This is a genomic window from Sphingopyxis sp. 550A, from assembly GCF_053569535.1.
This window is the reverse complement of record NZ_CM131615.1, coordinates 63,745-90,638: the sequence shown is the minus strand read 5'-3', so window position 1 is coordinate 90,638 and position 26,894 is coordinate 63,745. Positions and strand designations below refer to the sequence as shown.

The 26,894-nt window shown below is 62.4% G+C and carries 24 protein-coding genes, 1 tRNA gene and 1 pseudogene; 6 read left to right on the top strand and 20 right to left on the bottom strand.

Annotated elements, in window-relative coordinates:
* Positions 1 to 48 precede the first annotated feature (48 nt).
* Genes ACVENA_RS00440 through ACVENA_RS00420 form a run of 5 tightly spaced genes read right to left on the bottom strand, consistent with a single transcriptional unit; the run spans position 49 to position 4,740 of the window.
* Positions 49 to 534, bottom strand: a complete 486-nt coding sequence (locus ACVENA_RS00440) for an aromatic-ring-hydroxylating dioxygenase subunit beta (RefSeq protein ID WP_095386341.1) — start codon at positions 532 to 534, stop codon at positions 49 to 51.
* Positions 531 to 1,781 carry an aromatic ring-hydroxylating dioxygenase subunit alpha gene (locus ACVENA_RS00435; protein WP_449327192.1) on the bottom strand — a complete coding sequence of 417 codons (1,251 nt, stop codon included), beginning with the start codon at positions 1,779 to 1,781 and terminating at the stop codon, positions 531 to 533. Before ACVENA_RS00435 ends, ACVENA_RS00440 begins: the two co-directional genes overlap by 4 nt.
* Before the next feature lie 26 nt (positions 1,782 to 1,807).
* Positions 1,808 to 2,869, bottom strand: coding sequence for a 2Fe-2S iron-sulfur cluster-binding protein (locus ACVENA_RS00430; protein ID WP_449327191.1), 1,062 nt, complete (start codon positions 2,867 to 2,869; stop codon positions 1,808 to 1,810).
* Entirely contained in the window at positions 2,866 to 4,395 is a 1,530-nt protein-coding gene (locus ACVENA_RS00425) for an aldehyde dehydrogenase family protein (protein WP_449327190.1), read from the bottom strand. The genes ACVENA_RS00430 and ACVENA_RS00425 overlap by 4 nt, the downstream gene beginning before the upstream one ends.
* 42 nt (positions 4,396 to 4,437) lie before the next feature.
* Positions 4,438 to 4,740, bottom strand: a complete 303-nt coding sequence (locus tag ACVENA_RS00420) for a non-heme iron oxygenase ferredoxin subunit (protein WP_311735652.1) — start codon at positions 4,738 to 4,740, stop codon at positions 4,438 to 4,440.
* A 324-nt stretch (positions 4,741 to 5,064) separates the two neighbouring features.
* On the opposite strand from ACVENA_RS00420, the gene ACVENA_RS00415 reads away from it, so the two are divergent.
* The gene (locus ACVENA_RS00415; protein ID WP_449327189.1) at positions 5,065 to 5,970 is read left to right on the top strand and encodes a LysR family transcriptional regulator; all 906 of its coding nucleotides are present in this window, start codon (positions 5,065 to 5,067) and stop codon (positions 5,968 to 5,970) included.
* 82 nt (positions 5,971 to 6,052) lie between these two features.
* Here ACVENA_RS00415 and ACVENA_RS00410 read toward each other — a convergent pair.
* From ACVENA_RS00410 to ACVENA_RS00355, 12 genes and pseudogenes are all read right to left on the bottom strand, one after another.
* Positions 6,053 to 6,253, bottom strand: a pseudogene (locus ACVENA_RS00410) (transposase); the annotation flags it as partial.
* 540 nt (positions 6,254 to 6,793) lie between these two features.
* Positions 6,794 to 7,087 (bottom strand): putative quinol monooxygenase, encoded by a 294-nt coding sequence (locus ACVENA_RS00405; protein ID WP_062344850.1) that lies wholly within the window; start codon positions 7,085 to 7,087, stop codon positions 6,794 to 6,796.
* Positions 7,088 to 7,198: 111 nt separating this feature from the next.
* Positions 7,199 to 7,840 (bottom strand): SDR family oxidoreductase, encoded by a 642-nt coding sequence (locus tag ACVENA_RS00400; RefSeq protein WP_449327188.1) that lies wholly within the window; start codon positions 7,838 to 7,840, stop codon positions 7,199 to 7,201.
* Positions 7,744 to 10,509 (bottom strand): class I SAM-dependent DNA methyltransferase, encoded by a 2,766-nt coding sequence (locus tag ACVENA_RS00395; RefSeq protein ID WP_449327187.1) that lies wholly within the window; start codon positions 10,507 to 10,509, stop codon positions 7,744 to 7,746. Before ACVENA_RS00395 ends, ACVENA_RS00400 begins: the two co-directional genes overlap by 97 nt.
* 141 nt (positions 10,510 to 10,650) lie before the next feature.
* Complete coding sequence (mobF, locus tag ACVENA_RS00390; protein WP_449327186.1) at positions 10,651 to 13,410, bottom strand: MobF family relaxase; 2,760 nt, start codon at positions 13,408 to 13,410, stop codon at positions 10,651 to 10,653.
* Positions 13,410 to 15,254, bottom strand: coding sequence for a type IV secretion system DNA-binding domain-containing protein (locus ACVENA_RS00385; protein ID WP_449327185.1), 1,845 nt, complete (start codon positions 15,252 to 15,254; stop codon positions 13,410 to 13,412). Before ACVENA_RS00385 ends, mobF begins: the two co-directional genes overlap by 1 nt.
* Complete coding sequence (locus ACVENA_RS00380; protein WP_449327184.1) at positions 15,251 to 15,622, bottom strand: hypothetical protein; 372 nt, start codon at positions 15,620 to 15,622, stop codon at positions 15,251 to 15,253. The genes ACVENA_RS00385 and ACVENA_RS00380 overlap by 4 nt, the downstream gene beginning before the upstream one ends.
* Before the next feature lie 207 nt (positions 15,623 to 15,829).
* The gene (locus ACVENA_RS00375; RefSeq protein WP_449327183.1) at positions 15,830 to 16,423 is read right to left on the bottom strand and encodes a hypothetical protein; all 594 of its coding nucleotides are present in this window, start codon (positions 16,421 to 16,423) and stop codon (positions 15,830 to 15,832) included.
* A 128-nt stretch (positions 16,424 to 16,551) separates the two neighbouring features.
* Positions 16,552 to 16,725 (bottom strand): helix-turn-helix domain-containing protein, encoded by a 174-nt coding sequence (locus ACVENA_RS00370; protein ID WP_449327182.1) that lies wholly within the window; start codon positions 16,723 to 16,725, stop codon positions 16,552 to 16,554.
* A 175-nt stretch (positions 16,726 to 16,900) separates the two neighbouring features.
* The gene (locus ACVENA_RS00365; RefSeq protein WP_449327181.1) at positions 16,901 to 17,800 is read right to left on the bottom strand and encodes a hypothetical protein; all 900 of its coding nucleotides are present in this window, start codon (positions 17,798 to 17,800) and stop codon (positions 16,901 to 16,903) included.
* Positions 17,797 to 18,993 (bottom strand): tyrosine-type recombinase/integrase, encoded by a 1,197-nt coding sequence (locus tag ACVENA_RS00360; RefSeq protein WP_449328987.1) that lies wholly within the window; start codon positions 18,991 to 18,993, stop codon positions 17,797 to 17,799. Before ACVENA_RS00360 ends, ACVENA_RS00365 begins: the two co-directional genes overlap by 4 nt.
* A 164-nt stretch (positions 18,994 to 19,157) precedes the next feature.
* Positions 19,158 to 19,231, bottom strand: a tRNA-Cys gene (locus tag ACVENA_RS00355).
* A gap of 241 nt (positions 19,232 to 19,472) precedes the next feature.
* Between ACVENA_RS00355 and ACVENA_RS00350 the strand changes: the two genes are divergently transcribed.
* The 3 genes from ACVENA_RS00350 to ACVENA_RS00340 all read left to right on the top strand — a co-directional run bounded on the left by ACVENA_RS00350 (position 19,473) and on the right by ACVENA_RS00340 (position 22,215).
* Positions 19,473 to 20,135 (top strand): protein-L-isoaspartate O-methyltransferase family protein, encoded by a 663-nt coding sequence (locus ACVENA_RS00350; RefSeq protein ID WP_449327180.1) that lies wholly within the window; start codon positions 19,473 to 19,475, stop codon positions 20,133 to 20,135.
* Between the two features lie 48 nt (positions 20,136 to 20,183).
* Positions 20,184 to 21,677, top strand: a complete 1,494-nt coding sequence (locus ACVENA_RS00345; RefSeq protein ID WP_449327179.1) for a TolC family outer membrane protein — start codon at positions 20,184 to 20,186, stop codon at positions 21,675 to 21,677.
* Between the two features lie 112 nt (positions 21,678 to 21,789).
* A complete protein-coding gene (locus tag ACVENA_RS00340; protein ID WP_449327178.1) occupies positions 21,790 to 22,215 on the top strand; it encodes a DUF2497 domain-containing protein in 426 nt (141 codons plus the stop codon).
* Between the two features lie 189 nt (positions 22,216 to 22,404).
* Here the strand turns inward: ACVENA_RS00340 and nudC are convergent, their stop codons facing one another.
* Genes nudC through ACVENA_RS00325 form a run of 3 tightly spaced genes read right to left on the bottom strand, consistent with a single transcriptional unit; the run spans position 22,405 to position 25,576 of the window.
* The gene (gene nudC, locus ACVENA_RS00335; protein ID WP_449327177.1) at positions 22,405 to 23,274 is read right to left on the bottom strand and encodes an NAD(+) diphosphatase; all 870 of its coding nucleotides are present in this window, start codon (positions 23,272 to 23,274) and stop codon (positions 22,405 to 22,407) included.
* Entirely contained in the window at positions 23,274 to 24,560 is a 1,287-nt protein-coding gene (locus tag ACVENA_RS00330) for a serine hydrolase domain-containing protein (protein ID WP_449327176.1), read from the bottom strand. Before ACVENA_RS00330 ends, nudC begins: the two co-directional genes overlap by 1 nt.
* On the bottom strand, positions 24,557 to 25,576 hold the full coding sequence (locus tag ACVENA_RS00325) for an A/G-specific adenine glycosylase (protein ID WP_449327175.1): 1,020 nt from the start codon (positions 25,574 to 25,576) through the stop codon (positions 24,557 to 24,559). Before ACVENA_RS00325 ends, ACVENA_RS00330 begins: the two co-directional genes overlap by 4 nt.
* A gap of 26 nt (positions 25,577 to 25,602) precedes the next feature.
* On the opposite strand from ACVENA_RS00325, the gene ACVENA_RS00320 reads away from it, so the two are divergent.
* Both ACVENA_RS00320 and ACVENA_RS00315 read left to right on the top strand, forming a co-directional pair.
* Positions 25,603 to 26,160: a DUF721 domain-containing protein gene (locus tag ACVENA_RS00320; protein WP_449327174.1), complete on the top strand. Its 558-nt coding sequence runs from the start codon at positions 25,603 to 25,605 to the stop codon at positions 26,158 to 26,160.
* A gap of 9 nt (positions 26,161 to 26,169) precedes the next feature.
* Entirely contained in the window at positions 26,170 to 26,889 is a 720-nt protein-coding gene (locus ACVENA_RS00315) for a thioredoxin domain-containing protein (protein WP_449327173.1), read from the top strand.
* Positions 26,890 to 26,894 lie beyond the last annotated feature (5 nt).

Sequence of the window (26,894 nt, the reverse complement as noted above, 5' to 3'; positions counted from 1 at the left end):
TATTCTTCTCCTGACTGAGATCTTATTCGATTTTTCAGCAAATGCGTATCAAAGAGGAAGCGCCATCATCGTGCGGACGATGTCATTGTCGAGCACGCATCGCCGCGACAAGAGGAGCAATTCTCCGCCCTCGTTCCGGATAAATTCGTCTTCATATTGGCCGGTCGCGTAAACGCTCGGCACTTCCTGTTCGCGCGATTCGTAAACCACGAAGGGCGCGGTCGCCTTGATCCGATCGCCTGTTGCCTCGTGGATCTTGCATGCGCCGATCAGGTGGCGCAGGTTTGCCTTTGGATAGATGCTCGCATTGAGCAAGGCATTGATCCGGTCGATAAGCTGGGGTTTGCGCTCGAAGAAGAGGAAACCCGCCGGAAGATCTTCCGATGCGCTGTCCTTCGTCAGGACGTGATAGCCGCCATCTTCCGCAAAGCACTCCGGCCAGCTGGAAACGTCATTGTCGACAACATAGACGTAATGCGTATTGAAACGATCGACGGCCGCGGCAAGCCCCTCCATCTTCCGATCGCCTGTCATTGCCCTTCTCCCGCGCGCATCAGTTTAAGATAGCCCTTCCAGAATCCGCGCACAGCATTCTCATCGAGCCCCATCGGGACCGTTGGGTTTTCGGCTTTCTCAATGTCCATCAGGATGAGCGAATGGCAGTCAGGGCCCTTGATGCCATCGGTGCAGATTTCGACCGCCTCTCCATCTTCAACCGAAACATAGCCAGCCGGCCCGACCATGTTGATGGCCCGCAAGCGGTGACGTGTCATTTCCTCCTCATCATCTTGGAAACCGAAATAGGTCCAGACAAGGTCCATGGCGCCCGGTTCGCGGACGATCATGTGCCGCACGGCAAGGGCCTGGCCAATCTGCTGCAATACGACGGATGGGAAAATCGACTGGATCGAAAGGGAAATGTCGTCCCCGATATCCTGTCGCAATTCAAGCAATGTGGGGTCAAGCAAGGTCATCGCGTCGAGCGGACGGGCGGTTTCCTCCTTGTGCTTCTGAGGATCTTCTGCTTGCTGCGGCTTGCGGATCTGGAACGAGTTGTGAAATCCATAAACCTCGTCGATCTCGGCCTTGGAATCCTGAGCCGGACGCCACAGCCCGAAAGTGGTGTAAAACAGGTGCAGCAGGCCGCCATGGTAGCTGTCACGGCTGTTCTCGGCATAGAGCTTCCAGTTCGCCTCTATGCGTTGCGCAACCCGTCCGATTACCTTGGTTGGGCGGACAAAGATCCGCTCGATGGCCCGGCACATGGCCGGACCGAGAAAGCTGCGCAGATCGGGCGCCTCATCCGAGAATGTTGCGAATATCATGTCGCCCACCTTATCGACCCGTAGCGGCATCATCCTGTGCGCCTTGATGTCGAAGCTTGCGGGCATCCCGCCCTTGCCCACCATGCCGCGGCGATAGGGAACCGAGCGCAAGGCGCCGGTCGCATCGTAAGCCCATTGATGATAGACGCAAACGAAGGCGCCGCCCTCCGCCCTTCCTCGCGCATTGCGGCAGACCTTGGCCCCCTTGTGTACGCAGCGATTGACCCAAGCGTGCAAGGCGCCATCCTTGCCCCCGACCAAGACGACCGGAGTTTCGCCGACGAAGGTGCTCTTGTAGCAATTCTCTTCAGGAACCTCGCTTGAAAGCCCAAGGAAGCTCCACACCGGACCCCGGAAAATCCTTTCCTGCTCGAGGGCAAATATCTCGGGATCATCGTAGATCCGGTAATCTATGCTGCTCGGCGTCGAATGTTCCAGAGTTCGTATCGTCGACATTATTGCTTTCTCCAATCCAAAACCGCTCAGAGAAAGCTATCAAAGAACAACTGATCTTCTGGAACATTGAATTCCAGCTGCAGCATTCTGAGCAATGCGTTGGTCATCGGCGGAGGGCCACAGAAATAATAACCAAAGCCGCCGAAATCCAATGCGTTCTCCTTGAGATACGCGGCAAGGACCTCATGGATAAAGCCCTTGTATTGCACGCGCGAAGCTCCCGCCTCCCAGGCGCCTTCCTCGCCTTCGGAAGTCGCTTCGATCACTTCAAACCGATGCCCGTCCGGGAAAAGGCGGTCGAGTTGGCGGGCCGCGCACAGATCCTTGGCCTCGCGCCCACCGTAAAAGACCATGACGCGCTTGCCCGCCAGCTTCTCGCTCCGGGCGATACCAGCGGCAATCGACAGGATGGGCGAAAGGCCTGAACCACCGGCCACGAGAATGATGTCTCTTGGCGTTTCCTCTCTCAGGTAGGCGGTGCCATAGGGTCCATCGAGCTCAAGCCCTTCGAGCGCTTCGCGCTCGTCGAACAAGCGGTTCGAAGCGGCGCCACCGGCCATCCGCTTGATCACGAATGACCATTGCCCCTCGGCATTGGCAAGGTTGGCCATCGAATAAGCCCGCTCGCCCTCGACACCGGGAATCGCCAGCATCGCATATTGACCGGGCTGGAAATCGGCCTTTCCATCCTCGCTGGCAAAGGTGAATTCGGCCAGATCATGCGTGATGGGTCGGAAACCGACCAACCGGACCGACCTTCTTTGCGGCAAGACAACGGAACGAAAACGATCCTCGACACGGGCCTCCACCACACAATCGGAAAGGGGGCGGCACTGGCACGCCAACAACCGCCCCCTCTTGCGCGCACGCGCGCCAATCCCCGGCGCTTCGGGCCAGGTGTCCTCGATTTCGCCTTCCACCAGCTCGATCTGACACGAACCGCAGCCGCCCGAATTACAGTCATACGCCATGCCGATACCGCTGCGCAGGGCCGCGCGCAAAAGCGGATCGCCCGGCTCGGCATGGAAGTCGATATCGCTGTCGGCGATTCGGATCGAGACCTTGCCGGGGCATGAACCCGTCTTCATGCGCCGAAGACCCCCATCGGGCCATCGTCGGGCGAGATGATGACGCTCTTGGTTTGCGTGTAATGGTTGAGAACTTCGGCCGCAAACTCGCGGCCGAAGCCGCTGCCTTTGTAACCGCCGATCGGCATGCCGCCGACGAAGTTGTAATAGCGGTTGATCCAGACGGTTCCCGTTTCCATCCGACGCGCCATGCGGTGCGCACGATTGAGATCGCGCGTCCAAAGGCCACCACCCAGACCATAGAGATTATCGTTGGCCATGCGAATGACCTCATCCTCGTCGCTCCATGGGATCACGACATTGACCGGTCCGAAGATTTCCTCCTGCGCGATACGCATTTCATTGCGCACACCGGCAAACACCGTCGGCTCGATGAACAACCCGTCCGGGCAAGCCTCGACCTCGCGACGGCCACCCCCAATCAGGCATTGCGCGCCTTCCTTGCGCCCCGCATCGATATAGCCCAAAATCTTGTCATATTGCATCCGCGAAGCCTGCGGCCCCAGAACCGTCCCCGGTTCGGTAGGGTCGCCCGAAGGCACGCGAGCAAGCAAGGCCAGGAATTTTTCGGTGAATTCCTCGAGAACATCCACGTGAACGAAGGTCCGGCTGCCGGCAAGGCACACCTCGCCCTTGTTGAGCACAGTCGACATTGCAGCCCCTTCGGCCGCGCCATCGAGATTGGCATCGGCGCAAACGATGTTGGCCGACTTGCCACCCAGCTCCATGGTCTGGGGAATGATGTTGACCGATGCGTATTGGATCAGCTTTTGCGCCGTGGGACGCGAGCCGGTGAACGCCACCTTGCGCACCAGGGGATGCGTGACGAGCGCCTCGCCGATATTCGGCCCATAGCCGGTCACCACGTTGAGAACGCCCGGCGGCAGGAGATCCTGCACTTCCTTGACAAATGCGAGAACCGAAAGACAGACCGTCTCGGCCGGCTTGAGGACAACGGTGTTGCCCGCCGCTAGCGCGGGCGCAATCTTCGACGCCATCATGATGAGTGGCACGTTCCAGGGGATGATCTGGGCGCAAACCCCCAGCGGCTCGCGCAACACCAACCCCAAGCCGTTCGGCACCTCCATGGTGAGACCATGAATCAACCATGGCATCCCGGAAAAGACCTGGAACTGCTCAATGGCCATCGGGATGTCAAAATGCATCGCCTCCATGAACGGCTTGCCATTGTCGAGCGTGTCGATCATCGCGAAATCCTCGGCCCGCGCCTTCAGCCGGCGCCCCATTTCGGCCAGGATCTCCTGGCGCTGGGCCGGCGAAGTCGCAGACCAGGATGGGAAAGCCGCCGCCGCTGCCTCAACGGCACGCACAGCATCCTCCCCAACGCCTGACTGGATCTTCGCTAGCGTCTGGCCGGTCGTCGGATCGACCATGTCAATCGTCTCGCACGAGCGAGACTCAACCCACTCGCCATTGATGTAGTGCCCGTAAACCGGCTGGAGCAAGTTTTGCGCCAATTCCTGATGGCGCTTAATAACTGATTGATCCCCAGTCATCTTCCTCATTCTCCTGCACTAGGCCCATTTCACGGGCTAACTGAATTCAATTCACGCCTCGTCAAATTCAACCAGGATGTCATCGCCATCGACCTCGACGTTGTAGGTCTTGAGCGGTATTTCACATGGAAATTCCGTGGCCTCGCCGGTTCTCACATCGAAGCACCCGGAATGAAGCGGGCACTCTATAACCCCCTCCTCGAAAAAACCGTCGCTGAGCCGGGCGACGGCATGCGTGCAAATATTGCTGGTCGCGAATAATTCTCCATCCAGATTAAAGATCACGATTGGAGGCAGCCCCTCGATGTCCACGGGAAGCATCTCCCCCGGCGGAACTGCCTCAACTTTTGCCACTGCCTTTCGCATGTGCTCACCCGCGCCTTATCCAGAATTCAAGTCCCCAAGTCTCCTAATGCGGATAGCTTGGAACCTCGTTGCGTCAAACAGCAGGTTCAAATAGACTCCATCACGGACAGTGATATTTCCTCGAATACCCGAGTCTCCCGAACGCGGGGGGCGGCCTGCGGAATTGAGGCGAGGTTGCAGAACCCGGGCACCAGTCCTTTGGCCTGGGCAGTCGGGGTCGAGAACGGACAGAGGCGCAGCCAAGGCGATTGCGCGCCTTGTTGGGCCTGTTTACGCTGCGGAACGATTTCTTGGTTGAGGGAAGTTGGTGTGGTGAAGATCCGCGATGTCGACCTGAACTTGCTGCGCGTCTTCGAATGCGTGTTTCAAACCAGAAAGGTTATGGAGGCAGCCGAGATCCTTGGGATCTCGCAGCCTGCTGTCAGCAACGCGCTCAAAAAGCTGCGCGAGCTGTTCAACGATGAATTGTTTGTCCGCACCAGGAGTGGCATGACCCCGACACAATACGCCATGCAATTGGCCGAACCGATCTCCTACGCGCTCAAGACGCTCGAAATCGCCATAGAGGCATCGGAGAGTTTCGATCCCAAGCGCGACAAACGGCATTTCGTAATCGCAACCTCTGACCTAGGAGATATGTATTTCGGGCCAAAGTTCATTTCTCATATCAGAGACATATCACAGGATATAACTATAGAGTTTGTTAGAAACAACAGGCCACATATTGTCGACTCTTTAGAAAATGGTGAAGTAGATATACTTATCGGGTTTCGGCCCGATCTCATAACAAACATGTTCGTATTCCGTCTATTTTATCAGGGTTGGAGCATTTTGGCCCGTAAAGATCATCCCATATTTTCGAGCAAAGCGCCGCGCGAGGACCTGCTGGCCTGTCGCTGGATTGGCGTACGCTCTGAGGGATCCGGATTGGCAAGCGTGAATGCCGAATTGCTCAAGGTGGGCATGGATCGCAACATCGTGGTCTGGACATCCAACTTCGGAACGCTTGCCCCTTTGCTAGCGGTCGGCGATCTCGCCGCCTGCGTACCGGAAAAATACACCACAGTGATCGACGAGGCTTTCGGACTGAAAAGCATGCCATTCCCGGTTGATCTGCCCAAGCATTCCATCAGCTCGGTCTGGCATTCCAGGGCGCATAACGATCCTGCAAATCAATGGCTCCGGCAGCAAGTCAGCATACTTTTCAAGGAGGCCTGACGATCTCCTGCCAGCTTTCATCATCTTTGGTGCAATTCCGGACGGCCTCTGAGAGTCTGATTCGAAATTATCCAGCGTAATTTCATAGTCTTGCGATGCGACGTGTGAAGAGTTGGATTGAGGCGATGAAGAGCTAGGCGGTTGCTGAGGCGATGGTCAGCTCGAACTCCTTGGCAAGACGCCGGTTACGACCGAGCCATGCAAAGGTCCGCTCGACGACCCAGCGTCTGGGCAAGACCTCGAAGCCCTTGGCGTGGTCGGACCGCTTGATGATCTCGATCGTCCTGTCCGCCGTCAGCGCCCATGGCACAGATTTGAGGTTGTGATTTAAGGAGGGTTTGGGCCCGTTGTATACGACAGCTTTCACGGATCTTTTCCTTTCGCAGCTCTTCTCAACGCGTCATCAAATCGAGAGCTTGTGGTGATCCGGTCCATCGCAACGGTGGAGGACATCGCACCCTTCCAAGTGTTCTCAGTTTGCTGAACCTGCTGCTACCTGAGAGGTTCCTTCCCGGAGGGCCATTCTTTGATCGATTTACGGCGGTTTTCTGAACGATTGGGCCAGAACGGCCGAACAACGCGCCAAATTGAAGTGCTCAGGAATTTCCCGCTAACCAATAGTGCCGTTCCGCCGCGACACATCAACGGCGCCATATCAGCAAATGCAGAGGTGTGATGAGCGCAAAAGAAAAGGCCATCCACTATCGCGGATGGCCTGTCGTATTCATTTATTCATTTCCCGATTCGGTCGGGCCATCCATTCCGGATGGAACACGAGCCTTACCCTGCAGCCAAACAGCAGCTTAGGGTGCCGACCGCTCCGCTATTTCGCGGCCAGCAGGGTAAACTTGTGAATCTGCGGCGGTTCGGAAAACAGTTCTTCTGCCTTGTCCATCAGTGCGGCGGCAACCTTGCCGTCAAGATGGGCCTGCCGATCCTCCTCAGTGTCGAACGTATCGAAGATCGCGTACGCACCGGGACCTTCCTCGATCGCATACCAGGTCAGAGTGCCCGCCTCAGCTTGAACGAGCGGCAATGCCGAGGTCAGGAAATCGGCGACATCGCGCTCTTTTCCGGGCTTGGCCTTCAGTGGTACATACAGGGCAAGTTTGGGCATAAATGACTCCTCAAGTGAAACGGACAGATATTATACGGCAAGGTAACGGACGAGCGGGCCGGTACGTTCCCCATGAGGCGGAGCACACGCGGCCCCGCCTCCTCGTGGAAATCAGAACTCCTGTGCGGTCGGCCGGATGACGATCGCGTTGACGTCGACGTCATCAGGTTGTTCGACAGCGAACGCGATAGCACGCGCCACCGATGCCGCCGGGATGGCCTGCTTGTAGAAGTCCAGCACCGTCTCGGCGGCCGCGCCAGAGGTCGTGAACTTCAAATCGCTTTCGACAGCTCCAGGCTCGATTGACGTGACCCGCACCTTTTCCCCCACCTCGTGGCGCAAGCCCTCGCTGATCGCGCTGACGGCGAACTTGGTGCCGGAGTAGACCGTGCCGCCCGGTGCGAAGACCTTGATGCCCGCAACCGAGCTCAAGTTGATGATGTGACCGCTGCCCTGCTCGAGAAAACCGGGAAGGGCCGCCGCGATGCCGTAGAGCGTACCCTTCAGATTGACGTCGATCATCTGGTCCCACTCGTCGGTGTTGACCTCGGCCATCGGACGGATCGGCATCAGCCCGGCGTTGTTGATCAGCACGTCGAGGCGGCCGAAGTCGGCAATGATTGCGGCGACCACGGACTGGACCGCCGATTTGTCGGTCACGTCCAGCGCGTAGCTACGTGCCGTGCCGCCAATTGCGGCGATGTCCGCGACGACCTCGTCGAGCCTGTCCTTGCGCCGCGCGGCGATGGCCACCTTGGCGCCGCGTTCCGCGAGAATACGCGCGGTTTCCGCGCCGATTCGTCGGGCATCGCTTCGGGATCGTAGAGATCGGCGATTGTGGCGGGGAAATGCACCTCCCGCGCCAACAGAATGTCCTCCGCGCAGCGGGTCAGGTCATCCCTATTCTTCTCGGTGAGCGTCGGCACCGGAAAGGTGTTCCAGCCGAGCGTGTTGGAATAGCGAAAGTCGGTTTTCAACTTGCCGCACACGGTGGCGACCCAGACAAGGTGGAGTCGTGAGGCTATCAGAGCCATGTTCCAAAGGGGGGAATCATAGAGAGCAAATGAGCTATCGGCGACGATGGAACGCTCTGGTAGCAAACCGATGGGTAGATATGGCCTTCTCTCAGAACTTACGCGGGGAACAATCAGTGACATGCGTTCACCGACACCCTGAATCTGCCGGAAGCGGTGCGGAAAATCGGCGGCAGGTCGCGTTTCGGCTGCAATGCTATTCGCACGAAACTCTCTGATATTCTCCAACCGGCGCGCGATCTCCGGTATCTGCGCGGCCCTGTCCGCGTCGCGGTCGTCAATCCAAAGGCAATACCGTTGTATGCCTCGGATAAATTCCGCTGAGCCATAGTAAGGTCTGATAAATTCGCGGGCTTCTGGATATTCGCCAATCAAGCGGTTGGCTGTATCGTGGTCCATGAAGAAATTGCCGTCATCGGTGGGCTTGTTCCCCCACAGCATAAGTGCCCGGTCCAGCGATGTTCGGTTTACCTTTTCCACGATTAAGTCTGGGCCAGGGACAAGGTAAGCGTTAATATTGGAAACCTCCTTGACGATGGCTGCGCGATCATCGCCAATGGAATATAGTTTTCGGGTAGGGCTAGGTGCGATTTCCAAGCCGATAATTGCCACAGTCACGCCAGCATTGTGGCTTGCTAGATTGGCCCATTTGAATGAGGTGTGGGCAAAGGCTATTTTATTCTCGGTCCCAAATATCAGCGGCCAAAGGACCGGCACTTGCTCACCTTGACAGACTGAGTTCGTGGACACGAAGGCCGTGGCAGCCTTGGTCGCTGTGGCGTAATCGGCCGCCTTCATGAACCAGCCCGCCACATAGTCGAGAGATTTCCAGTTTTTCGTTCTGGAACCGAAGATGGCCTGCAATTCGGCCTTCTGTTCACTATCCTGCCATGTAGAGCCGAGATACGGCGGATTGCCGCAGATGTATGTTTCGCCGCCTTCGTTCTCGAAGTCGATCTGCGCCTGATCGAGCGGCGTCGCAAATAGGTCATCCCCTGTCAGCTTCACGCCAGTTCCGGTCGGCGGGCAGATGCTCAACCAGTCGAGCCGCAGCGCGTTGCCGCAGGTGATCCAGTTCTGCGCGTTGAGCGGCAGAAACTCGGCCAAGGCGAGCCGCTCTCCGCGATACATCACGTCGCACTGGAACTCCGCGATGATAAGCGCGAGGCGCGCGATCTCGGCGGGAAAATCGCGAAGCTCGATCCCCCGAAAATTGGTGAGCGGAATATCGGACACGCGGCCGTCCTCATTGCGCCGCCGGTTGATCTCGGCCTCGATGGCCCGCATTTCCTTGTAGGCGATGACAAGGAAATTCCCGCTGCCGCACGCGGGGTCGAACACGCGGATTTTCGCCATGCGGTTGCGCAGGTTCAACAGCTTGCGCGGGTTGTCGTCAGCCTCGGCCAGATGCGCGCGCAGGTCGTCCAGAAAGAGTGGGTTCAGGACTTTCAGGATGTTGGGAACGCTGGTGTAGTGCATTCCCAGCGCGCCGCGCTCTTCATCATCAGCGACGGCCTGAATCATCGACCCGAAGATGTCGGGGTTGATCTTGGTCCAATCGAGACTGCCGATATGCAGCAGATAGGATCGCGCGATGCGGCTGAATCGCGGCACGTCGAGACTGCCGGAAAACAGTCCGCCGTTAACGTAAGGGAAGGGACGCGCCCAGTTGCGGATATTCGAGGCTTCGTGATCCTCCTTGCGCGTGTTCATCGCGCGGAACAGCTCACCGATCACCTCATGGGTGTTGGAACTATCCCGATCACTCATCTTCTCGATGGTGCCGGTGAAAGGATAGCTGCGATGAAAGATGTCCGTATCCTCGGCGAAAAAGCAGAAGATCAGACGGGCCATAAAATGATTCATGTCGGGGCGACGCTCGGCGCTGCCCCATTCGGGGTTGTCTTTCAGCAGTTCCACATACAGCCGATTGAGGCGGCTGGTCGCACGGATGTCGAAACTGCTTTCGCGGACCTGCCGGACGGTGGTGATGCCAGCAAGCGGCAGGAAAAACCCGAAATGGTCAGGAAACTCGGCGAAGGTGCAGGCGACGGTTTCGCCGGAATCGGTGTCCTCGGCTTCAAAGGTGTCGCCGTCCGTGGCGAGGATGAACTTGGCCTTTGCCTTGGCGGTCGCGGGACTGGCCTTGAGCGCGGCGAAGGCGGCAGAAACCTCGCCGGGCGCGGCAACGGCAATATGGATATTGTTGCGCTGCAATACCGCGCCGGGAAGTTCAGAGGCGTTGGTCGAGCCTTTGACGGCGCGCAAGCGCTTAATTGTTGTCGCCTTGTTCCCAAAGGCTTCAAGGAACTGAAACGGAAATTCCGCCGCATCGAACGGGCGTTCCGCCAGTGCGGAAACAGCTTCTTCGATCTCAACGGCGTTCATTACTCAACCATATTCCAGTTTTATTTAGGTGGGCGTGCGGCGCGTGGCGAATGCCAAGATGCGTTCCCCTAATGGAGAACTAGAGGGACGGACTAAGAATGTCATCCCAAACCATGGGGGGTCGCGACATATTTCCCGGCTTTACCCTATTCCGGCCCCCATCGCCTTTTCGGCAACTGGCGTCGGCATGGCGGCCTGCGCGATGGCGGTCTGCAACTGACCGGCGCGCTCGTTGATGGCGGACACCAACTTGCCGCGATCATTGGTGAAGATTGTGGCGGATTCCTTTGCGCGAGATATGCCCACGTAAAAGGATTTCTGATCGACAAGGTTGGTCGCCTTGCTGTCGGCGTGGATTATCACATGATCGGCGGTGCGGCCTTGGGCGGCAAAGGCGGTGTCAACATAGGCATGGGCGATATGCCGGTCGCGGGCGGAATCGAGATTGAGCGTCTCGGTCTTGCCGTCCGGGGTCTGGATGATGGCGGTGCGAGTCTGCTCATCCACGGCGATCACCTCACCGCGCCCACCGTTGACGCGGCCCGCCTCGCGATCGTTGTGGGTGAACCGGATGCTTTCACCGGATTTCAGGTCCAGCGGCTGCGGTGCAAACGCTTGGCTTTTGCCCGCACCCCATTGTCGTAACCGCCAATCCACCTCGCGCCCATCCTCCGATTTGAGCGCGACGGCGGCCTTAGCTGGGTCGATGGATTCGACGCGATAGGCTTCGCCGCGCTTCACGCCCTTGTCGGCATAGTCGCGGGCGAACCGAACCACATCGCCTATGTCATAGCTCAATGGATCGCGCGCCTCGGCGCGGGTCAGCCCCTTGTTGGCAAGGCTCTGCATGGTGACGGCGGGGCCGGTGAGCGCCTCCCTCCGGGTGAGCGCAGCGCGAATATCAGCCGTCAGCGCATCGCGCCCCTCACGCGAGGGTTCGATGACAAGCGTGCGGGCGCGGTTGGCCTTGTCCAGCCCGGCATATCGCTCGGCGATAGCGGCGAACCGTTCCGCGCGATCGGCGCTCTCGATGATCTGGCCGCCGCCGCGATCGAGCGCCGCGAGCGCCTTCTTGGCGTCCCCTTCGATCGACGCCAACACCGCCTCCTTGGTCGCTGCATTGGTCTGTCGGACGATCTCGCCGAGCTTAGCGGTTTCCATGCCCGCGCTCTGCAACTGCGCCAACGCCGCACCCGCCTCGACCGAGCCAAGCTGTTTCACGTCGCCGACGAGGATGACGCGGGCGTCATGCTTGTCGGCCAGGTCGAACAGCCGCGCGGTGTCGCGGGCGGAGAGAAGTGATGCCTCATCCACGATCCACACGGCGGGCTGACCCAGAGGAGACTGCTCGGGCGATAACAAATGGCGCGCGACCGTATTGCTGCGCGCGCCCAGCGCCTCACCCAGCACCATCGCTGCGGATGCGGTGGGAGCAAGCGCCACGACCGATACGCCCCGTGCCTCGGCTTCGCGGGCGAAGGTCGCGAGAACAGTCGTGGTCTTGGCGGTGCCCGCATAGCCCTGAACGGCGGTGACGCGGTTGCCGCTGGCCAAAAGTCGCTCGGTGGCAGCGCGCTGATCGGCGTTCCAGCCGAAACCCGCGCGCTCGGCCTGCGCCGATGCGGTGGCAACAGCCTTGGCGGCGGCGAGCGGTGAAGCGATCGGAGACAGCGCACCGCGCCCCTCGGCCTCGATCCGGAGCATCTTTGCTTCGGTTTCGACATTCTGGCGGGTGGTGAACCCGGCAAACTCCGCGCCGCGCCGGTCAAGATAGGTCCGATCGATCAACTCGCCCTGTCTCGCGGCGGCGTCGATGGCAGCACCAATCTCCGCATAACTTACCTTGCCCAACCCGATCCGCCCGGCTTCCTCCTGCAAGGCGGCGGCAGAGAAGACCGATTGCCGCTCGCCGAGCTTGTCGGCGGCGTAAGCGACGGCGCGATCCGCCATCATCGCCTCCTCCGCCATGTCGGCGCGATGCGCGGGGCTGGCGGCATGAGCTTCGGCCTGCCTGACCATCGCCACCCGCGCGTCCGTTCCGAACCCGGCTGCGCTCGCCGTCTCCCGCCAATCGGCAACAAGGGCGGCATGATCGGTCGCAACCTTCGCTTGCCGGGTGTCTAGCGCGGCGACCTGCTTTTCGGCGGCGCTGGCGGCGTCGCGCGAGGTGCCGCGTTCGGCCAATGCCGCCTCGATTTCGGCGCTGCGGGTGCTGAACGCGCCGATGATCTCGCTGGGCACGCCCTTGATCTCGAACAGCGAGTCCTTGCCCACCTCGATCTCATAGCCGAGTTCGCGAACCTTCAGCGCCAGTTCCTGCCGGTAGATCGCGCCGATCTGCTTTTGGAGCTGATAGATGGCGCGCGGTTCAAGGCTGCGCCATGTGCCGTCCTCGCCCTTCGTCGCATTTATGATGATATTGTGGGTGTGAAGCTGCGGGTCTTGGGCGCGGCTGGTGCCATGCTGGAAGCTGGCGACGACCAGATTGCCGGTCGCTTCGCGAGCGACGGTGCCGCCATCGCGAATGCGGGTCGCGGCCATATGCGTCTCGACATGCGCCATCGCGGTTTTCACTGCCTCGCCATGCGCCGCGATCAAACGCCGATCGCCCGCGACCTCGGCCATGATCGACACCGACTTGGGCGCGCTCAAGGTCACGTCCCAGCCGGGGCGATGCTCAAGCTGGCCGTCGCGAAACGTGCCAAGCTGCTCGCCCGCCACCTTGCCGTCCAGCAAATCCCGGAACTGGTCGCGGTCCACCTCGCCGGACAGGCCCAGCGCCTCCGCGCCCGCGCCGTGCCATTCCGAAGGCGATAACCCGCCTTCGGAATAATAATCGTCGGCCTCGTAATAGCTCGCGGCTTGCGCCGAACTTGTCAGCGCCGATACCGACGCAACCATCAGACCGGCCCCCGGCTCTTGGGTGTCGGCGGCAAGGGCGGCGATGGAGGCAGAGCCGGAGACGAAGGCGCAGTCTGCACCGCCTGCTGCCAAAGCGTGGTTTTCGGATCGCCCGCGACAAACACCCGCTGGCGCGCTTTCCCGCGCCGCGCGATATGATCGGCGGTGAGTTTGATCCGCGCGACCGGCAAGCCATCGGGGAAGAGCAAATAGCCCTCAAACTTCGGCAGGCGGAGTTCGCTTTCGAGAATGGCGGGCCGCATCTTTCGCATCCGGCCCAAGGTCGTGCGCGCCGTATCGTCGCCATCGGCAAGCGCGTCGGTGATCGTCTGGATCTCGACTTCGCATTCGCCGATCGTCTGGCTGGCCCAGACGCGCGTCTCGCTGTCGATGGTCTGGAGGAACAGCTTGGTGTTGCAGCACCCCAGCATCGATTCCGCGATCTGCGGTCCATAGCGGTGCCGCATCTGGCCGAGCGCCTGAAAGGTCAGCACGACTGCCGCGCCGAACTTGCGGCCCTCGGGGAGCAGCCGCGCAAGATTATCGACGCGCGGCAGGTCGGCCAGTTCGTCGAGCACGAACCAGATGCGGCGGTCGGGCGATGGGGAAAGCCCCAGCACGGCGCTCGCCGCACATTCGAGCCAGCAAGCGAGCAGCGGCTTCGACGCCTCGAAATAATCCTCCTTACGCGGCACGAATATCCACGGGCGGACGCCGGTGCGCCTGTCGAGGCCCGCGATAAAATCGCGGAAGGCGAAGGCATTCTCACCATCCTTCGGCATTCGCAGGAACTGGATGAGATTCGCGGCCTTCGCGAGCATGAACAGCACACTGCCGGTGGCCCGGTCGGCATCGTCGGAGAATGTCCGGGCCGACGATGTGTCTTTCAGCCAGCTCTTCAGCTTGTCCTTGTCCCACTTTTGAAGCGCGTCGAGCAGGTCCGGCAGCGTGCATTTCTTCTCCTTCCACAATTCCCGGATCATGTTGGCGACGAGGATGCGGCTTGTTTCGAGCCAGACATCGCGATCGTGCTGGCCGGTCTCGGTGATAAGCTGCTGCGCGATGCGGTCGGCGTCGGCCGGGTGCGCGATCTCGGCGAAGGGCGACCAGAAGGCGCAGCGGGCATCGAACGGGTTCAGGATGATGTCGCCACGCGCTGGATCGTAATAATGCGCGATGAACTCGCCGCTGGTATCATAGACCAGCGCCGCTTCGCCGCGCGCCTCGATCCCATCGAGCATCTGGCGCAGAGCGGTAGTCTTGCCGCTGCCGGTCGTCCCGATCATCGCCATGTGCCGCGTCTCGAGCCGCGACGGGATCGGCACCGCGCCGATGGCGAGCGCGCGGGTGCCGGCTTCGGCGGCGGTTAGCGCCGCAAGCTGCTTCTCGGTGGTGACGAGGGTTCCGGCGATGACACGATCGCGCAAGGCGCGCTCGCGGCGACGCGCCCTGACGTTACGCAAAAGGAGCAGGCATGACAGCCAGACCACGAAGCCGAGCAGGCCGCCTTTGACCGATAGCGATAAGAGACGTGATATCGATCCGCGATAATAGCGATCAGCAACCACCGCGCGGGCGGGGACACGATATTGCTTTCCCTGATATGTGACGTTGATCGCCGGATCGGGGCTGAAAGCGATCCAAAGCGCTCCGCGCGCATAGGCATAAACGCCGATCGCCCATTGCTCGTCTTTGTGGAGCATCGCGTAGGGCGCGCCGATCGAACCCAAGGCGACCGATGCGAGCATAATGCCGGCCTGTCGCTTGAACCGCTGCCACTGGCTCAGCCTATGATGCCGGCGCAACGCGTCGGCATGGATGCGGCGATCGTTGGATTGGGTCATGGCCGCTTCCCCTTCGAGAGGCGCCGCTGGCGATCGTAGGCCTCGTTGATCTCGGCGACGGCGATCTCATCAGTGGTGCGCTCGCCCAGCCCCGCGCTGCGGGCGTAGCAATAAGCGGCGCAAGCCGTGAACAACGCCCGGTCCAACATATGTTCGACATCGACAATGCGGTTGCTGATCGACGTCAGTTCGGAGACCAGTTCCCCCGATATGGCATCGCGCGCGGCGGGATCGGCAAGCGTCGCGACGCCCGCCTTCACGCTGCGCTGGAGCATCGCGTAGACGCTGATGCCTCGGCGCTCGGCGAGCGCGCGAAGCGCCTTGTCGAGCGACACGGGCACGCGGATGGTGTGGCGGACGAGTTTCATCGGCCGCCTCCCATGCGACAGCGATCCGCTGCCTCATCCAACGGCAGAAATCCGTGCTTTCCGAGTGCGCCAGAAAAGCCGCTGTCGGATCGCCGCCTCGAAAAGTGGCGGAAAAGCTGGATGCACCCGTGCGTGAGGTGTGTATCTAATTTATGGGTCCGATGCGTAGCATCGCGGCCCTGCGACCTCGCCATAAGGGCGGCCGGATCAGGCATGGTCCGAACCTTTCCGGCAAGCATCGCACAAGGAGCCGTCGGGTTCGCCGGAGCAGCAATCGCCAGGTCGATCGCTCGCGTTCGGCATGGCGCCGGTTGCCCGTTTGGCGGAATGCTCGTCCACCCATCGGGCGATTACCGCACGGACTTCTCGGTCGGTCTTGGGGCTGTCGATCTCGCGGCGCTGGCGCGGCTGATCGTAAAGACCATGTTCGACGATCCAGTCGCGTATTGCTCGCTCGACCGCCTCCTGCACGCGCCGGTCGAGGCGATGGGCTTCAACCGGATCGAGATGCGTGGTCACGCCGGGAGACTCGATCAACCCGCCCAGCGGAAGATAGCTCACGCCTGCCTTCTGCAACGGGCCGTCGATCCGCAAACTTGAAACCTCGCCCCGGTGGATATGGAGCGACGGGCGCTCATTGAGCGTCCAATGCGCGATGGAACTGCGATAGGTTTCGCCGTCCTCGTCGTCCGCGAGCAGCCGCTCGATGAGCGGCAGGGTGAATCGGGCGATGCGATAGTCGGCAGTGAAGTGGAGCGTGACCTCGCGGCCCACCCATAAGTGATGGGCCAGCCGATCCATGACGCGGCGAAAAATGGACATGGGGAATCCTTTCGTGAAATCACGATGCAAAGCTCTCAGGTGCTTCGGGGAGCAGGCGCGGAGCGGCCCGCCAGTTCAAAAGGCTGGGGCCGTGGAGCGCCTACGGGTCAGACGGCGGTGCGGGATTGTGCCAAGCGCCGGATGGATTCGGTGGTCAGCAGGGTTCGCCTGCCGATCTTGATGGCGTCGAGGCCACCGGATTTTATCAGGGCGTAAACCGACGACCGTCCGACGCCGAGCGCCTTGGCGGTGTCATTAATCGATATGGCAATAGGTTCCATGTGCGTGTCTCCATGCTGCCGATTCGCGGCGAGAGACATGCCAAGTTGCACATGGTTGCTGGCGTGTCGTCCAGCAATGCGAAAGCCGTCGAAGTCTGCCGATGACGCGCATTACAGAAATGCACGGCTGGGGTCCAAAAATCCAATGGCGGCGATCGAAAAACAATAACGCTGGTCAGCGGCCTTCGGCGGACGCGTTCGTCTCCAAATGCGTGCAGATTTTTTCCGCATAGCGCGTCAACTGATCGCGGCGCGGCACGTCACCGGACGCATCGGCATTTGTTTCGAACCATTCCGACAACCAATCCTTGACGGTGCTAATCGCCGCCGGTCGATCCTTCACATCCAATGCCCGTAGCCGGGGATCGCCGATCAGGGCGATAATCGCATCGTCATAGCGGTATTTGGTATTTCGACCGGGCCCACCTCGGCGCTTGGGTCTGCTCATCGCGAGCATCGTCTCGACATCATCGCGATGAAGATAAACGTCGGTGGGTAGCGACATGGCGGTCGGGTAACGCATGACCATCCCCCGATCCTTGCTGTGTTCGGAGAACAGAAAATAGCGCAGCCTGCCGAAAAACTGCCTGCGTTTGAGAGGAACCCGCTGCTTGCGGAAGCGGGAAAGATAATAGGCTTTCGGGCCGTCCACCTTCTGCAAATAGCCCAGCACCTCGTCAAAGAGCCTGTCCGGCGCGTGGGGCAGTTTCAACGGCGCGTCGGGGATTTTCAGGCCATATTGATAAGCCTGCCGCCAAAGGTGGGGCGCTATCGTCGCCGCTAGCGCGGCCAATGTGAGGTAGAAGAAGAGGTCCGTTGCTGCCGAGTGGCCCGATACAAGGAGGCCGATCAAGAGGAGGACGGACAGGAACCCGAAAGCAAAGCTGATGATGAAGGCTAGATTATAATATCGAACCGGCGATGGCTTGGCGTGATTGATGATCGCGGCGTTAAGGCTCAAGCCCTCATCCAGATCGTCCGATCTGAATTGAGCCAACACTTTCCAGAGAGGTACATTATCGGCTTCGTCCCCGTCTGCGAAGATTTTCCAACCTTCTCCGGGACGACCTGTCATCTGTTTCCTCCTTCGCGCAGTTCGTCCAGATAGTCGCTCCACCACTGCGCCATTTCAACACGTTCAGCCCAATAGGCCGACTGATTGTATATGCGCCGGACGCTGCCCGCGACCATGTGCGCCAGCGCCCGCTCGATAGCGTCGGGGTTCCATTTACCGGATTCGTTCAAAAGCGAGGATGCCGATGTGCGAAAGCCGTGGGCCGTCATCTGGTCCTTGGGATAGCCCATCCGGCGGAGGGCCGCATTGATCGTATTCTCACTGATCGGCCGTGTCCGCGATCTGATCGACGGGAACACATAGCGTCCAGAACCGGACAGGGTCCGCATGTTGGTGAGGATCGCTAGCGACTGCCGCGACAAGGGCACCGAATGAGGCTGGCGCATCTTCATCTTCCCTTCCGGAATGATCCAGACCGCCTTGCCAAAATCTACCTCCGTCCATTCCATATGACGTATTTCGCCGGGGCGCTGGAACACATGGGGCGTCAACTTAAGCGCGTGCATCACGGCTGGGTCACCTTGATAATCTTCGATCGCGCGAAGCAACGCCCCGAATGTGACCGCATCGGTGATTGCCGGAAAATGCTTGACCCTCGGGGTTGTCAGCGCGCCGATCAGCAATTGAGCCGGATCGCGCTCCGCCCGCGCCGTCGCAACTGCATAGCGAAACACTCGACTGGCAAAGGCGCGCAAGAGATTTGCGGTCTCCAGCCGGCCCCGACGCTCGTGCTTCCGCAACTCGTGCAACAATTCCTGCGGGGTGATCTCGGCCACCGGCCGTTTGCCGTAATCGTTTCCGAGAAGTTTCACGAACCAGCGCATCTTTGCGAGGGTGGGCTCCGCCATCCCCTCGCGCGCCTTCTTCTCGATCAGCTCCTGCGCCACACTGGAAAAGCTGTTGCTGGCGCGAATCCCCGCCTCGATGCGCTCTTGGCGCTTAACAAAATTGGGATCGATCGAATGAGCCAGTTGCCTTCGTGCTGCGTCGCGGGCGCTACGCGCTTCGGCCAAGGTGATTTCAGGGTAGGAACCTAACGCCAGTTTCCGCTCTACGCCGTTCATGCGATATTTGACGCGCCACAGTTTGCTACCCCTTGGATTGACCAGCAGGTATAAGCCCTGCGAATCCGAGACCTTGTAAGGCTTCTCTTTGGGCTTCGCCTTTCGAATTGCGGTGTCGGTTAGCACGATGGGGGCCTCGCATCCATGGAGGCTTGGCGGAGCCCCCTGATTAGGCCCCCAACGTTTGCAACTACAGGCAAACAGAGGCCATCACTGGCAATCAGCGAATGGTCCTAAACTATCGGAAATCAGCGGTTTTTTCAACCACCAGCACACCTCGGATGACAGGTTTTTGGAGGCCCGAGCCGGAATCGAACCGGCGTATACGGATTTGCAGTCCGCTGCGTCACCACTCCGCCATCGGGCCTCAGGCGCAGATTTGCGTGGAGAGAGCGCCCCTAGCGATTTCGCTTCGCACTGGCAATGCGATTATTGGGCGATCGCCGACGATTGGCATCGATCCGCAACGATGCGGGCTTGGCGGCTCCCCCGTTGCCAGCTATTGCGCGGCGCAGGTTGACGGCAGGGCTGTATTACTATTGCAATACAGCATGGCATGGGCTAGGGCTGCGCGCAACGCTTTGGGTCCAGAGAATCGGAATCGGATGATGGCGACGAAATTGAGCGAGATGGGGGCGGCCGACATGCGCGCCGCGATGATCGACAGCCAGCTTAGGACGAACGACGTCATCGACCCCGCGGTGATCGGCGCGATGGGCGCGGTGGCGCGCGAGGCGCATGTGCCCGCGGCGCTTGCCGGCGTCGCCTATATGGACCGCGCGATCGATCTCGGCGCGGGCCGCGCGCTCAACCCGCCGCTCGTCACCGGCCGGTTGCTCGTGGCCGCCGACATCCGTGCCGGCCAGCGCGTGCTGCTGATCGGCGCCGCGACGGGCTATACCGCCGCGCTGCTCGCCCGGCTCGGCGCCGAGGTCCATGCGGTCGAGGAATCGTCCGACCTGCTCACCGCCGCGCGCGCTGCAACGCCCGACGCGACTGTCCACTGGACCGAAGGCCCGCTCACCGCCGGCGCGCCGAAGGCCGCGCCCTTCGACCGCATCATCATCGACGGCGCGATCGAGATCTTGCCCGATGCCCTCACCGCACAGTTGGCCGAGGGCGGGCGGATCGTCGCCGCACAGCGCGACGGCAGCGTGACGCGCCTCGTCCAAGGCGTGAAGACCGGCGGCGCCGTAGCGCTCCGTTCGTTTGCCGACATGGATGTCGCGCCGCTTCCCGGCTTTGCGGCGCCGAAGGGTTTCCGATTCTGAGGGCTTCCGACGGCCCCCTTTCCTCCCCGCTTCAGGCTGAACATCATAATGCACGACAAGAGACATATCGAAATCGGCCGACGCGCTCGCTGGCTTGCCGGACTGGCGCTGGGGGCGCTGGTCCTGACCGCGCCGGCGCACGCCGAAACGCTGCAGGGCGCGCTCGCCAAGGCTTATGAGAACAACCCGACGCTGACCGGCGCGCGCGCGGGCCAGCGCGCGAACGACGAGAATGTGCCGATCCAGAAAAGCTACGGACTCCCCGACGTCGGGGCGCAGGCGAGCTATGACGAAAATGTCATCGTGCCGGGCAACAGTTTCAATTCTCCCGCGCGTTCGCTGACGGCCGGCGGACAGTTGACGGTGCCGCTGTATCAGGGCGGCGCCGTCCGCAATGCGGTGAAGGCCGCCAAATATCGCGTCGAGGCAGGGCAGGCCGACCTCCGCGCAACCGAAGCGAGCATTTTCTCGCAGGTCGTCGGCGCCTATATGGACGTCATCCGCGACATCGCGATCGTCCAGCTCAATCAAAAGAATGTCGCGGTCCTCAAGACCAATTTGCAGGCGACGAGCGACCGTTTCGAGATCGGCGATCTGACGCGTACCGACGTCGCCCAGTCGCAGGCGCGGCTGGCGCTGGCCGAAGGCGATCTGCGCACCGCCGAATCGAACCTGATCCGCAGCCGCGAAACCTATATCAAGCTCGTCGGCGACGCGCCCGTCGACCTGCAGCCGCCGCCGGCGCTGCCCAACCTGCCGGCGAGCGCGGAGGATGCGGTCGCGATCGCGCTGAACAACAACCCCGACATCGATTCGGCGAACCAGCTGCTCAAGGCGAGCGACGCCGATATCGGCACCGCCAAGGCGACGCGCGCACCCAAGGTTTCCGCGATCCTGAACGGCGGCTACAATAATTATCTCGGCTCGCTGAACAGCGGCGTCGAAGGCGTCAGCGTCCTGCAGGAGACGTCGAGCGCCGCGGCGGGCGTCCAGGTCACGCTGCCGATCTTCACCGGCGGCCGCCGTTCGGCGCAAGTGCGCCAGGCGCAGTCGCGCAGCAGCCAGGCGATCGAAAATTATGTCGCGGTCGAACGCGACGTGATCGCGCAGACGCGCGGCGCCTATGCCGCGTGGCAGGCGAACGAGCGAATCATCGCCGCGACCGAGCAGGCGGTCGGCGCCAACGGCCTGTCGCTGGAAGGCGTCCGCGCCGAGAACAGCGTCGGCACCCGCTCGATTCTCGACATATTGAACGCCGAGCAGGAATATCTGAACGCGCAGGTCCAGCTCGTCTCGGCGCGCCGCAATAGCTATGTCGCCGCTTTCTCGGTGCTCGCCGCGATGGGCAAGGCCGAAGCGCGCGATCTGGGGATCGAGGGCGGCGCGCTCTATGACCCGGAGGCCAATTACCGCCGCGTCAAGGGTCAGATCTGGGACTGGGCCGACGATCCGAAGCCGCAGCAGGTCGCGACCGACACCAAGGCCATCCCCGCCGCCGACGCAAGCGTCCCGCCGTCGATCGACACCCCGCTCCCCCAATAGCCACAATAAGCTTGGCAAAAGCCGCTTCGCGCCGGTAGGATGATGGTTAACCGCCCTTGAAGGGCAACCCACGATGGCGTGGGGCCCGGATTCGTGGGGTAAGGGGGCAAATATGGGCGATCTGTCGCGCGAGCCGTCTATGGAAGATATCTTGTCGTCGATTCGGCGGGTGATTGCCCGCGACGAGGCACCGGGCGCCCGCATCCAGCGCGGCGAGGACGTGCTCGACCTTCACGACGAAGAATCGGACGAAGCCGACGAGACGGCGGCGATCCCGACCCCCGCGATCCCGACCGAAGAGGAACTGGTGTCGGCCGCGAGCGCGCACGCCGCACGCCAGTCGCTCGAGGCGCTGAACGCCGCGGTCTCGCCGGCCGCGCCCACGGCATCCGCTCCCGCGGGGGGCCGCACGATGGAAGAGGTCGTGCTGGAAGCACTTCGCCCGATGCTCAAGGACTGGCTCGACGCCAATCTCCCCGCGATGGTCGAGGCGATGGTGGCGAAGGAAATCAGCCGGATTACCGGGAAGAAATTCTAGGGCCCTGCGATCATCCCTGCCGCGCAGCGATGGGGAGAATTTTAGAGCGCCGCGCGTTAAATCGGCACCACCCCCATTCCGTTCGTGTCGAGCGAAGTCGAGACACCCATCGGGGCAGCGCAAGGCCGATGGGTGTCTCGACTTCGCTCGACACGAACGGGACGGTGAGTCAAATGAAGGTGCAGCACTCTATCCCGCCCAATCCTCCAGCAGATATCTTGCGATCGCCAGCGGCGGCGGGGCCACGAAGCTCGCGCCCATGTCGCCCGCGAGCGCCGCAAGCACCTCGGCGCGGTCGACCCACATCGCCGCTTCGATCTCGGTCGTATCGAGCCTCAGCGCGGGATCGCGCGCGACCGCGCGGCAGCCGATCATCAGCGACGAGGGGAAGGGCCAGGGCTGGCTCGCCACATAACTGACGTCCGAAACCTGGATACCGGCCTCCTCGAACAATTCGCGCGCGACCGCTTCCTCAAGCGATTCGCCGGGCTCGACGAAGCCCGCGAGCGCCGAGAAGAATCCCGGCGGAAAGCCCGGCTGGCGCCCGACGAGCACGCGCCCTTCATATTCGGCAAGCATGATCACCACCGGGTCGACGCGCGGGAAATGCTCGGCGCGGCACGATCCGCAATTACGCCCCCAGCCGCCGCGGAAAATCTCGGTTCCCTGTCCGCACACCGCGCAAAAGCGATGCCGCGCGTGCCAGTCGACGAGGCTGCGCGCGCCGCCGTAGAGCGCGGCCTCCTCGGGCGATAGCAGGGGCAGCAGCCGCATCACGGTGCGCGAGCGCGCGTCGATCCGCGCCCCCGGCGCCGGACCGCGCACGAAGCGCGGCGCCCCGGCATCGTCGATCCCGAGGAGCAGCAGCGGCCGCTCGTCGGCCGGATCGAGCGGCTCCCAGATCAGCCCGCCGCGCTCGCCGGGCACCGGGTCGATCCCGTCCATCGCGAGACAGGTCGCGCGCGGGTCGCGCGTCGCCGCCGCGAACGCCTCGGCATCGGTGCGAAGCGGATCGGCGCGGTCGAGCCGCGCGCCGGTGAATCCCAGCGGCAGCGGCATCAGGCCATCACATCCTTGTAGAAGGCCTTGCCGAAATCGCGCTGGAAGGGCAGCGCTTCGGCGGGCATATATTGGGCATAGCCGCCAACGCGATACCCGCGCGTGCGATCGACGAAGCCGATCGTTCCCGCCGCGCCGCCCCAGCCATAGACGCCCTCGCCCGTCGGCGACGACGCCAGCGATACGCGCCCACCGGCGCCGAAGCCTTCGCCCTCGACGAAGCTGTTCTTCGTCGTCGCGCCTTCGGGCAGCAGGTTCGACATCGCGAGCCGCGCGGTTTCGGGTTTCAGGATGCGGACGCCGCCCGTCTCGCCCTCCCCGAGCAACATCGCAAGGAAGCGGTCGTAATCGCGCGCGCTCGCGACGAGGCCGCCGCCGCCGTAGGGGATCGGCGGCTTGTCGAGATAGATCGAGCTCGTCGCCGGATCGATCGGCAGCAGCGCACCGCCGAAGGGCGCATAGTTGGTCGAGAGCCGCGCGACATCGGCCGCCGCGACCTGAAAGCCCGTGCTGGTCATGCCGAGCGGATCAAAGATGCGCGCCTTCAGGAAAGCGTCGAAGGGCTGTCCCGACACGACCTCGATCACGCGGCCCATCAGGTCGAGCCCGACCGAATAGCTCCACTGGGTGCCGGGTTCATAGACGAGCGGCAGCTTGGCGAGCCGGTCGGCGAATTCGGCAAGGCTCGGCGCCGACGCCGACGTCGGCATGCCGGGAATCGGCAGTCGGCTGACCTGCCCGCCAAGGATGCCCGCCGCATTATAGGCGTCGCGCAGCGGCCCCTTCTGGATAATGCCATAGCCGAGCCCCGCGGTGTGGGTGAGCAGGTGGCGCACGGTGATCAGCGTCTTCGCGTCGCGCACATCGGTCAGCGAGCCGTCGGGGGTGTTCTGCACCTTCATCTTCGCGAAGGCGGGCAATATGTCGGCGATCGGCTGGTCGAGTTTCAGCCTGCCTTCCTCGACCAGGATCATCGCCGCCATGCCGGTGACCGGCTTGGTCATCGAATAGAGCCGCCAGATCGTGTCGCCATCGACCGGCTTCGCCGAATCCATCGCCTGCGTCCCCGCGCCGAAGACGTCGAGCGCCCCCTGCGCCTTGCCGATCGCGGCGAGCGTGCCCGCGAGTTCGCGGCGGTCGACGAAGCCCTCGATGAAGGCATCGGTCGCGGGATAGAGCGCGGCGCCGTCGGCCTTCCACGCGAAGGCCGCGCGCGGCAGCAGCATCCCCGCGCCGCCGAGCGCGATTCCGCCGAGCATCGCGCGGCGCGAAACCATCATGTTCATGCAATCCTCTCCCGCATCCTGTCGGTCAGTTTTCGATAGAGCGTCGGCAATCCCGCCGCGTCAAGCGCCGAAAGCGGCCACCATTCGCCTTCCCCTGCGGCAAGCTCGCTTTCGCGCGCGATGAGGGTCAGCCGCAGGTCGAAATGGGTGAAGCCATGATCGACATGGACGAGGCCGGACTCGGGCGGCGCCTCGTCGGTCCACTCGCCACCGGGCAGCGCGCGCATCCCGCCGAGCATCCCCTTGCCGGGGCGGCGCACCAGCCAGATCGCATCGTCCCGCTCGATCCACCAGGCGACGCCATAGCGCTGCGGCTTCGCCTTCTTCGGCGGCTTGACCGGCAGCTTCTCGATATCGGCGCGTCCACGCGCGCGGCAGTCGGTCCTCACCGGGCAGATGCCGCACGCAGGGGCGCGCGGGGTGCAGATGGTCGCGCCGAGATCCATCAAGCCTTGCGCGAAATCGCCGGGGCGCCCCTGCGGGACGAGCGGCGCCAGCGCGGCGCGGATCTCGCGCTTCGCGGCGGGCAGCGGCGTTTCGATCAGGCGATGCCGCGCGATCACCCGCTCGATATTGGCGTCGACGACGACCGAGGGTCGGCCGAACGCGATCGCCGCGACCGCCGCCGCCGTATAATCGCCGACGCCGGGCAAGGCGCGCAGCCCCTCCTCGTTGTCGGGAAAGCGCCCGCCATGCCCGGCGACCACCGTCCGCGCGCAGGCGAGCAGGTTGCGCGCGCGGGCATAGTAGCCGAGCCCCGCCCACGCCGCCATGACGTCGGCGTCGTCGGCCGCCGCCAGATCGGCCACCGTCGGCCAACGCCGAACGAAGCGCATGAAATAGCCCGCGACCGCCGCGACCGTCGTCTGCTGGAGCATGATCTCGGCCATCCAGACGCGATAGGGGTCGGGAACCGTCTCGCGGCCCGGCGGTATGCGCCATGGCAGATCGCGCGCCGCGCGGTCGTACCAGCCGAGCAGACGGCCTGCGAAACTATCGATGCTCTGGACGCTCACCCCCCGCCTATGGCATGGCGGCGGCGATGGCGAAAGCGGGGAGCAACGACGGCGACGGCGCCAAGCGGAAGGCGAAGAAAAAGCCCGAAGCGCGCGCCTATGAGCGGCCGCGCGGCGGCGAGGCGCGCTCGATCGCCGACCTCGTCCCCGAAATCGGCCGCACCGCCTTCCGCAAATTCGGTTTCATCCAGTCGTCGGTGGTCAGCCGCTGGCGCGAAATCGTCGGCGACCGGCTCGCCGACGTGACCCAGCCCGCGATGATCCGCTTTCCCGCCGGGCAAAAGGCGGGGGGGACGCTGCACCTGACGATCAGCGGCGCACACGCCCCGATGCTCCAGCATGTCGCACCCGACATCATCGCGTCGGTCAACCGCTTCTTCGGCTATGCCGCGATCGCCACCGTGCGCATGACCCACGGCCAGGTCACCCCCGCCGCCGCCGTTCAGCCACCGGCAATGCTGAAACCCGTACCCGCCGAACTGGGGGACAGTCTGCGCGACATCGGCGACCCGGAACTGCGCACCGTGCTCGAACGCATGGCGGCGGGGCTAGCGGGAACGCCGAACATCCCCAAGATCAGTTGAAGGTTCGCCATGTCGAAAATTCATGTCACGCCTCTCGCCCGCCGCGCCGCGATCGCCACCCTGACGGCGGCCGCGCTCACCCTGTTCGTCGCCGCCACACCCGCGAAACCGGCACGCTGGTCGGCGACCGTCAGCGTCAATTCGATCGGTGCCTATGTCGTCGGCAACCCCAAGGCGAAGATAAAGCTGGTCGAATATTTCAGCTATACCTGCAGCCATTGCGCCGATTTCGCGAAGCTCGGCTCGGCGCCGCTCAAGGCGCAATATATCGACAAGGGTCTCGTCCTCTTCGAATATCGCAACCTCGTCCGCGACCCCGTCGACCTGACCGCCGCGCTGCTGGCGCGCTGTGGCCCGGCGAGCGCCTTCGCCGGCAACCACGAGGCGATCTTCGCCGCGCAGCCGGTATGGCTGAACAAGGTGGTCAAGATGAGCGAAGCGCAGAGGGCAAGCTGGTATCAGGGCGAACCCGGCGCGCGCGCGCGCAAGATCGCCGCCGACACCGGCCTCGCCGCACTGATGCAGAAGCGCGGCTATTCGGCGGCGCAGGTGAACGCCTGCCTCGACAGCGAAGTCGCGCAGGCCGAAGTGACCGGCATGACCAATATCGGGCTTTCGGCCGATCACGTCCGCGGCACCCCGACCTTCTTCGTCAACGGCCGCGACGCCGAAGTCACCGCCTGGTCCGCGCTGAAAACGAAACTCGACGCCGCGCTCAAGGGCTCGTAAAAGCC

What these genes read in the sequence shown, in the direction of transcription:
- ACVENA_RS00440 (WP_095386341.1), bottom strand. Translation starts at nt 534, where the DNA reads ATGACAGGCGATCGGAAGATGGAGGGGCTTGCCGCGGCCGTCGATCGT.
- ACVENA_RS00435 (WP_449327192.1), bottom strand. Translation starts at nt 1,781, where the DNA reads ATGTCGACGATACGAACTCTGGAACATTCGACGCCGAGCAGCATAGAT.
- ACVENA_RS00430 (WP_449327191.1), bottom strand. Translation starts at nt 2,869, where the DNA reads ATGAAGACGGGTTCATGCCCCGGCAAGGTCTCGATCCGAATCGCCGAC.
- ACVENA_RS00425 (WP_449327190.1), bottom strand. Translation starts at nt 4,395, where the DNA reads ATGAGGAAGATGACTGGGGATCAATCAGTTATTAAGCGCCATCAGGAA.
- ACVENA_RS00405 (WP_062344850.1), bottom strand. Translation starts at nt 7,087, where the DNA reads ATGCCCAAACTTGCCCTGTATGTACCACTGAAGGCCAAGCCCGGAAAA.
- ACVENA_RS00395 (WP_449327187.1), bottom strand. Translation starts at nt 10,509, where the DNA reads ATGAACGCCGTTGAGATCGAAGAAGCTGTTTCCGCACTGGCGGAACGC.
- mobF (WP_449327186.1), bottom strand. Translation starts at nt 13,410, where the DNA reads ATGGTTGCGTCGGTATCGGCGCTGACAAGTTCGGCGCAAGCCGCGAGC.
- ACVENA_RS00385 (WP_449327185.1), bottom strand. Translation starts at nt 15,254, where the DNA reads ATGACCCAATCCAACGATCGCCGCATCCATGCCGACGCGTTGCGCCGG.
- ACVENA_RS00380 (WP_449327184.1), bottom strand. Translation starts at nt 15,622, where the DNA reads ATGAAACTCGTCCGCCACACCATCCGCGTGCCCGTGTCGCTCGACAAG.
- ACVENA_RS00375 (WP_449327183.1), bottom strand. Translation starts at nt 16,423, where the DNA reads ATGGATCGGCTGGCCCATCACTTATGGGTGGGCCGCGAGGTCACGCTC.
- ACVENA_RS00370 (WP_449327182.1), bottom strand. Translation starts at nt 16,725, where the DNA reads ATGGAACCTATTGCCATATCGATTAATGACACCGCCAAGGCGCTCGGC.
- ACVENA_RS00365 (WP_449327181.1), bottom strand. Translation starts at nt 17,800, where the DNA reads ATGACAGGTCGTCCCGGAGAAGGTTGGAAAATCTTCGCAGACGGGGAC.
- ACVENA_RS00350 (WP_449327180.1), top strand. Translation starts at nt 19,473, where the DNA reads ATGGCGACGAAATTGAGCGAGATGGGGGCGGCCGACATGCGCGCCGCG.
- ACVENA_RS00345 (WP_449327179.1), top strand. Translation starts at nt 20,184, where the DNA reads ATGCACGACAAGAGACATATCGAAATCGGCCGACGCGCTCGCTGGCTT.
- ACVENA_RS00340 (WP_449327178.1), top strand. Translation starts at nt 21,790, where the DNA reads ATGGGCGATCTGTCGCGCGAGCCGTCTATGGAAGATATCTTGTCGTCG.
- nudC (WP_449327177.1), bottom strand. Translation starts at nt 23,274, where the DNA reads ATGCCGCTGCCGCTGGGATTCACCGGCGCGCGGCTCGACCGCGCCGAT.
- ACVENA_RS00330 (WP_449327176.1), bottom strand. Translation starts at nt 24,560, where the DNA reads ATGAACATGATGGTTTCGCGCCGCGCGATGCTCGGCGGAATCGCGCTC.
- ACVENA_RS00320 (WP_449327174.1), top strand. Translation starts at nt 25,603, where the DNA reads ATGGCGAAAGCGGGGAGCAACGACGGCGACGGCGCCAAGCGGAAGGCG.
- ACVENA_RS00315 (WP_449327173.1), top strand. Translation starts at nt 26,170, where the DNA reads ATGTCGAAAATTCATGTCACGCCTCTCGCCCGCCGCGCCGCGATCGCC.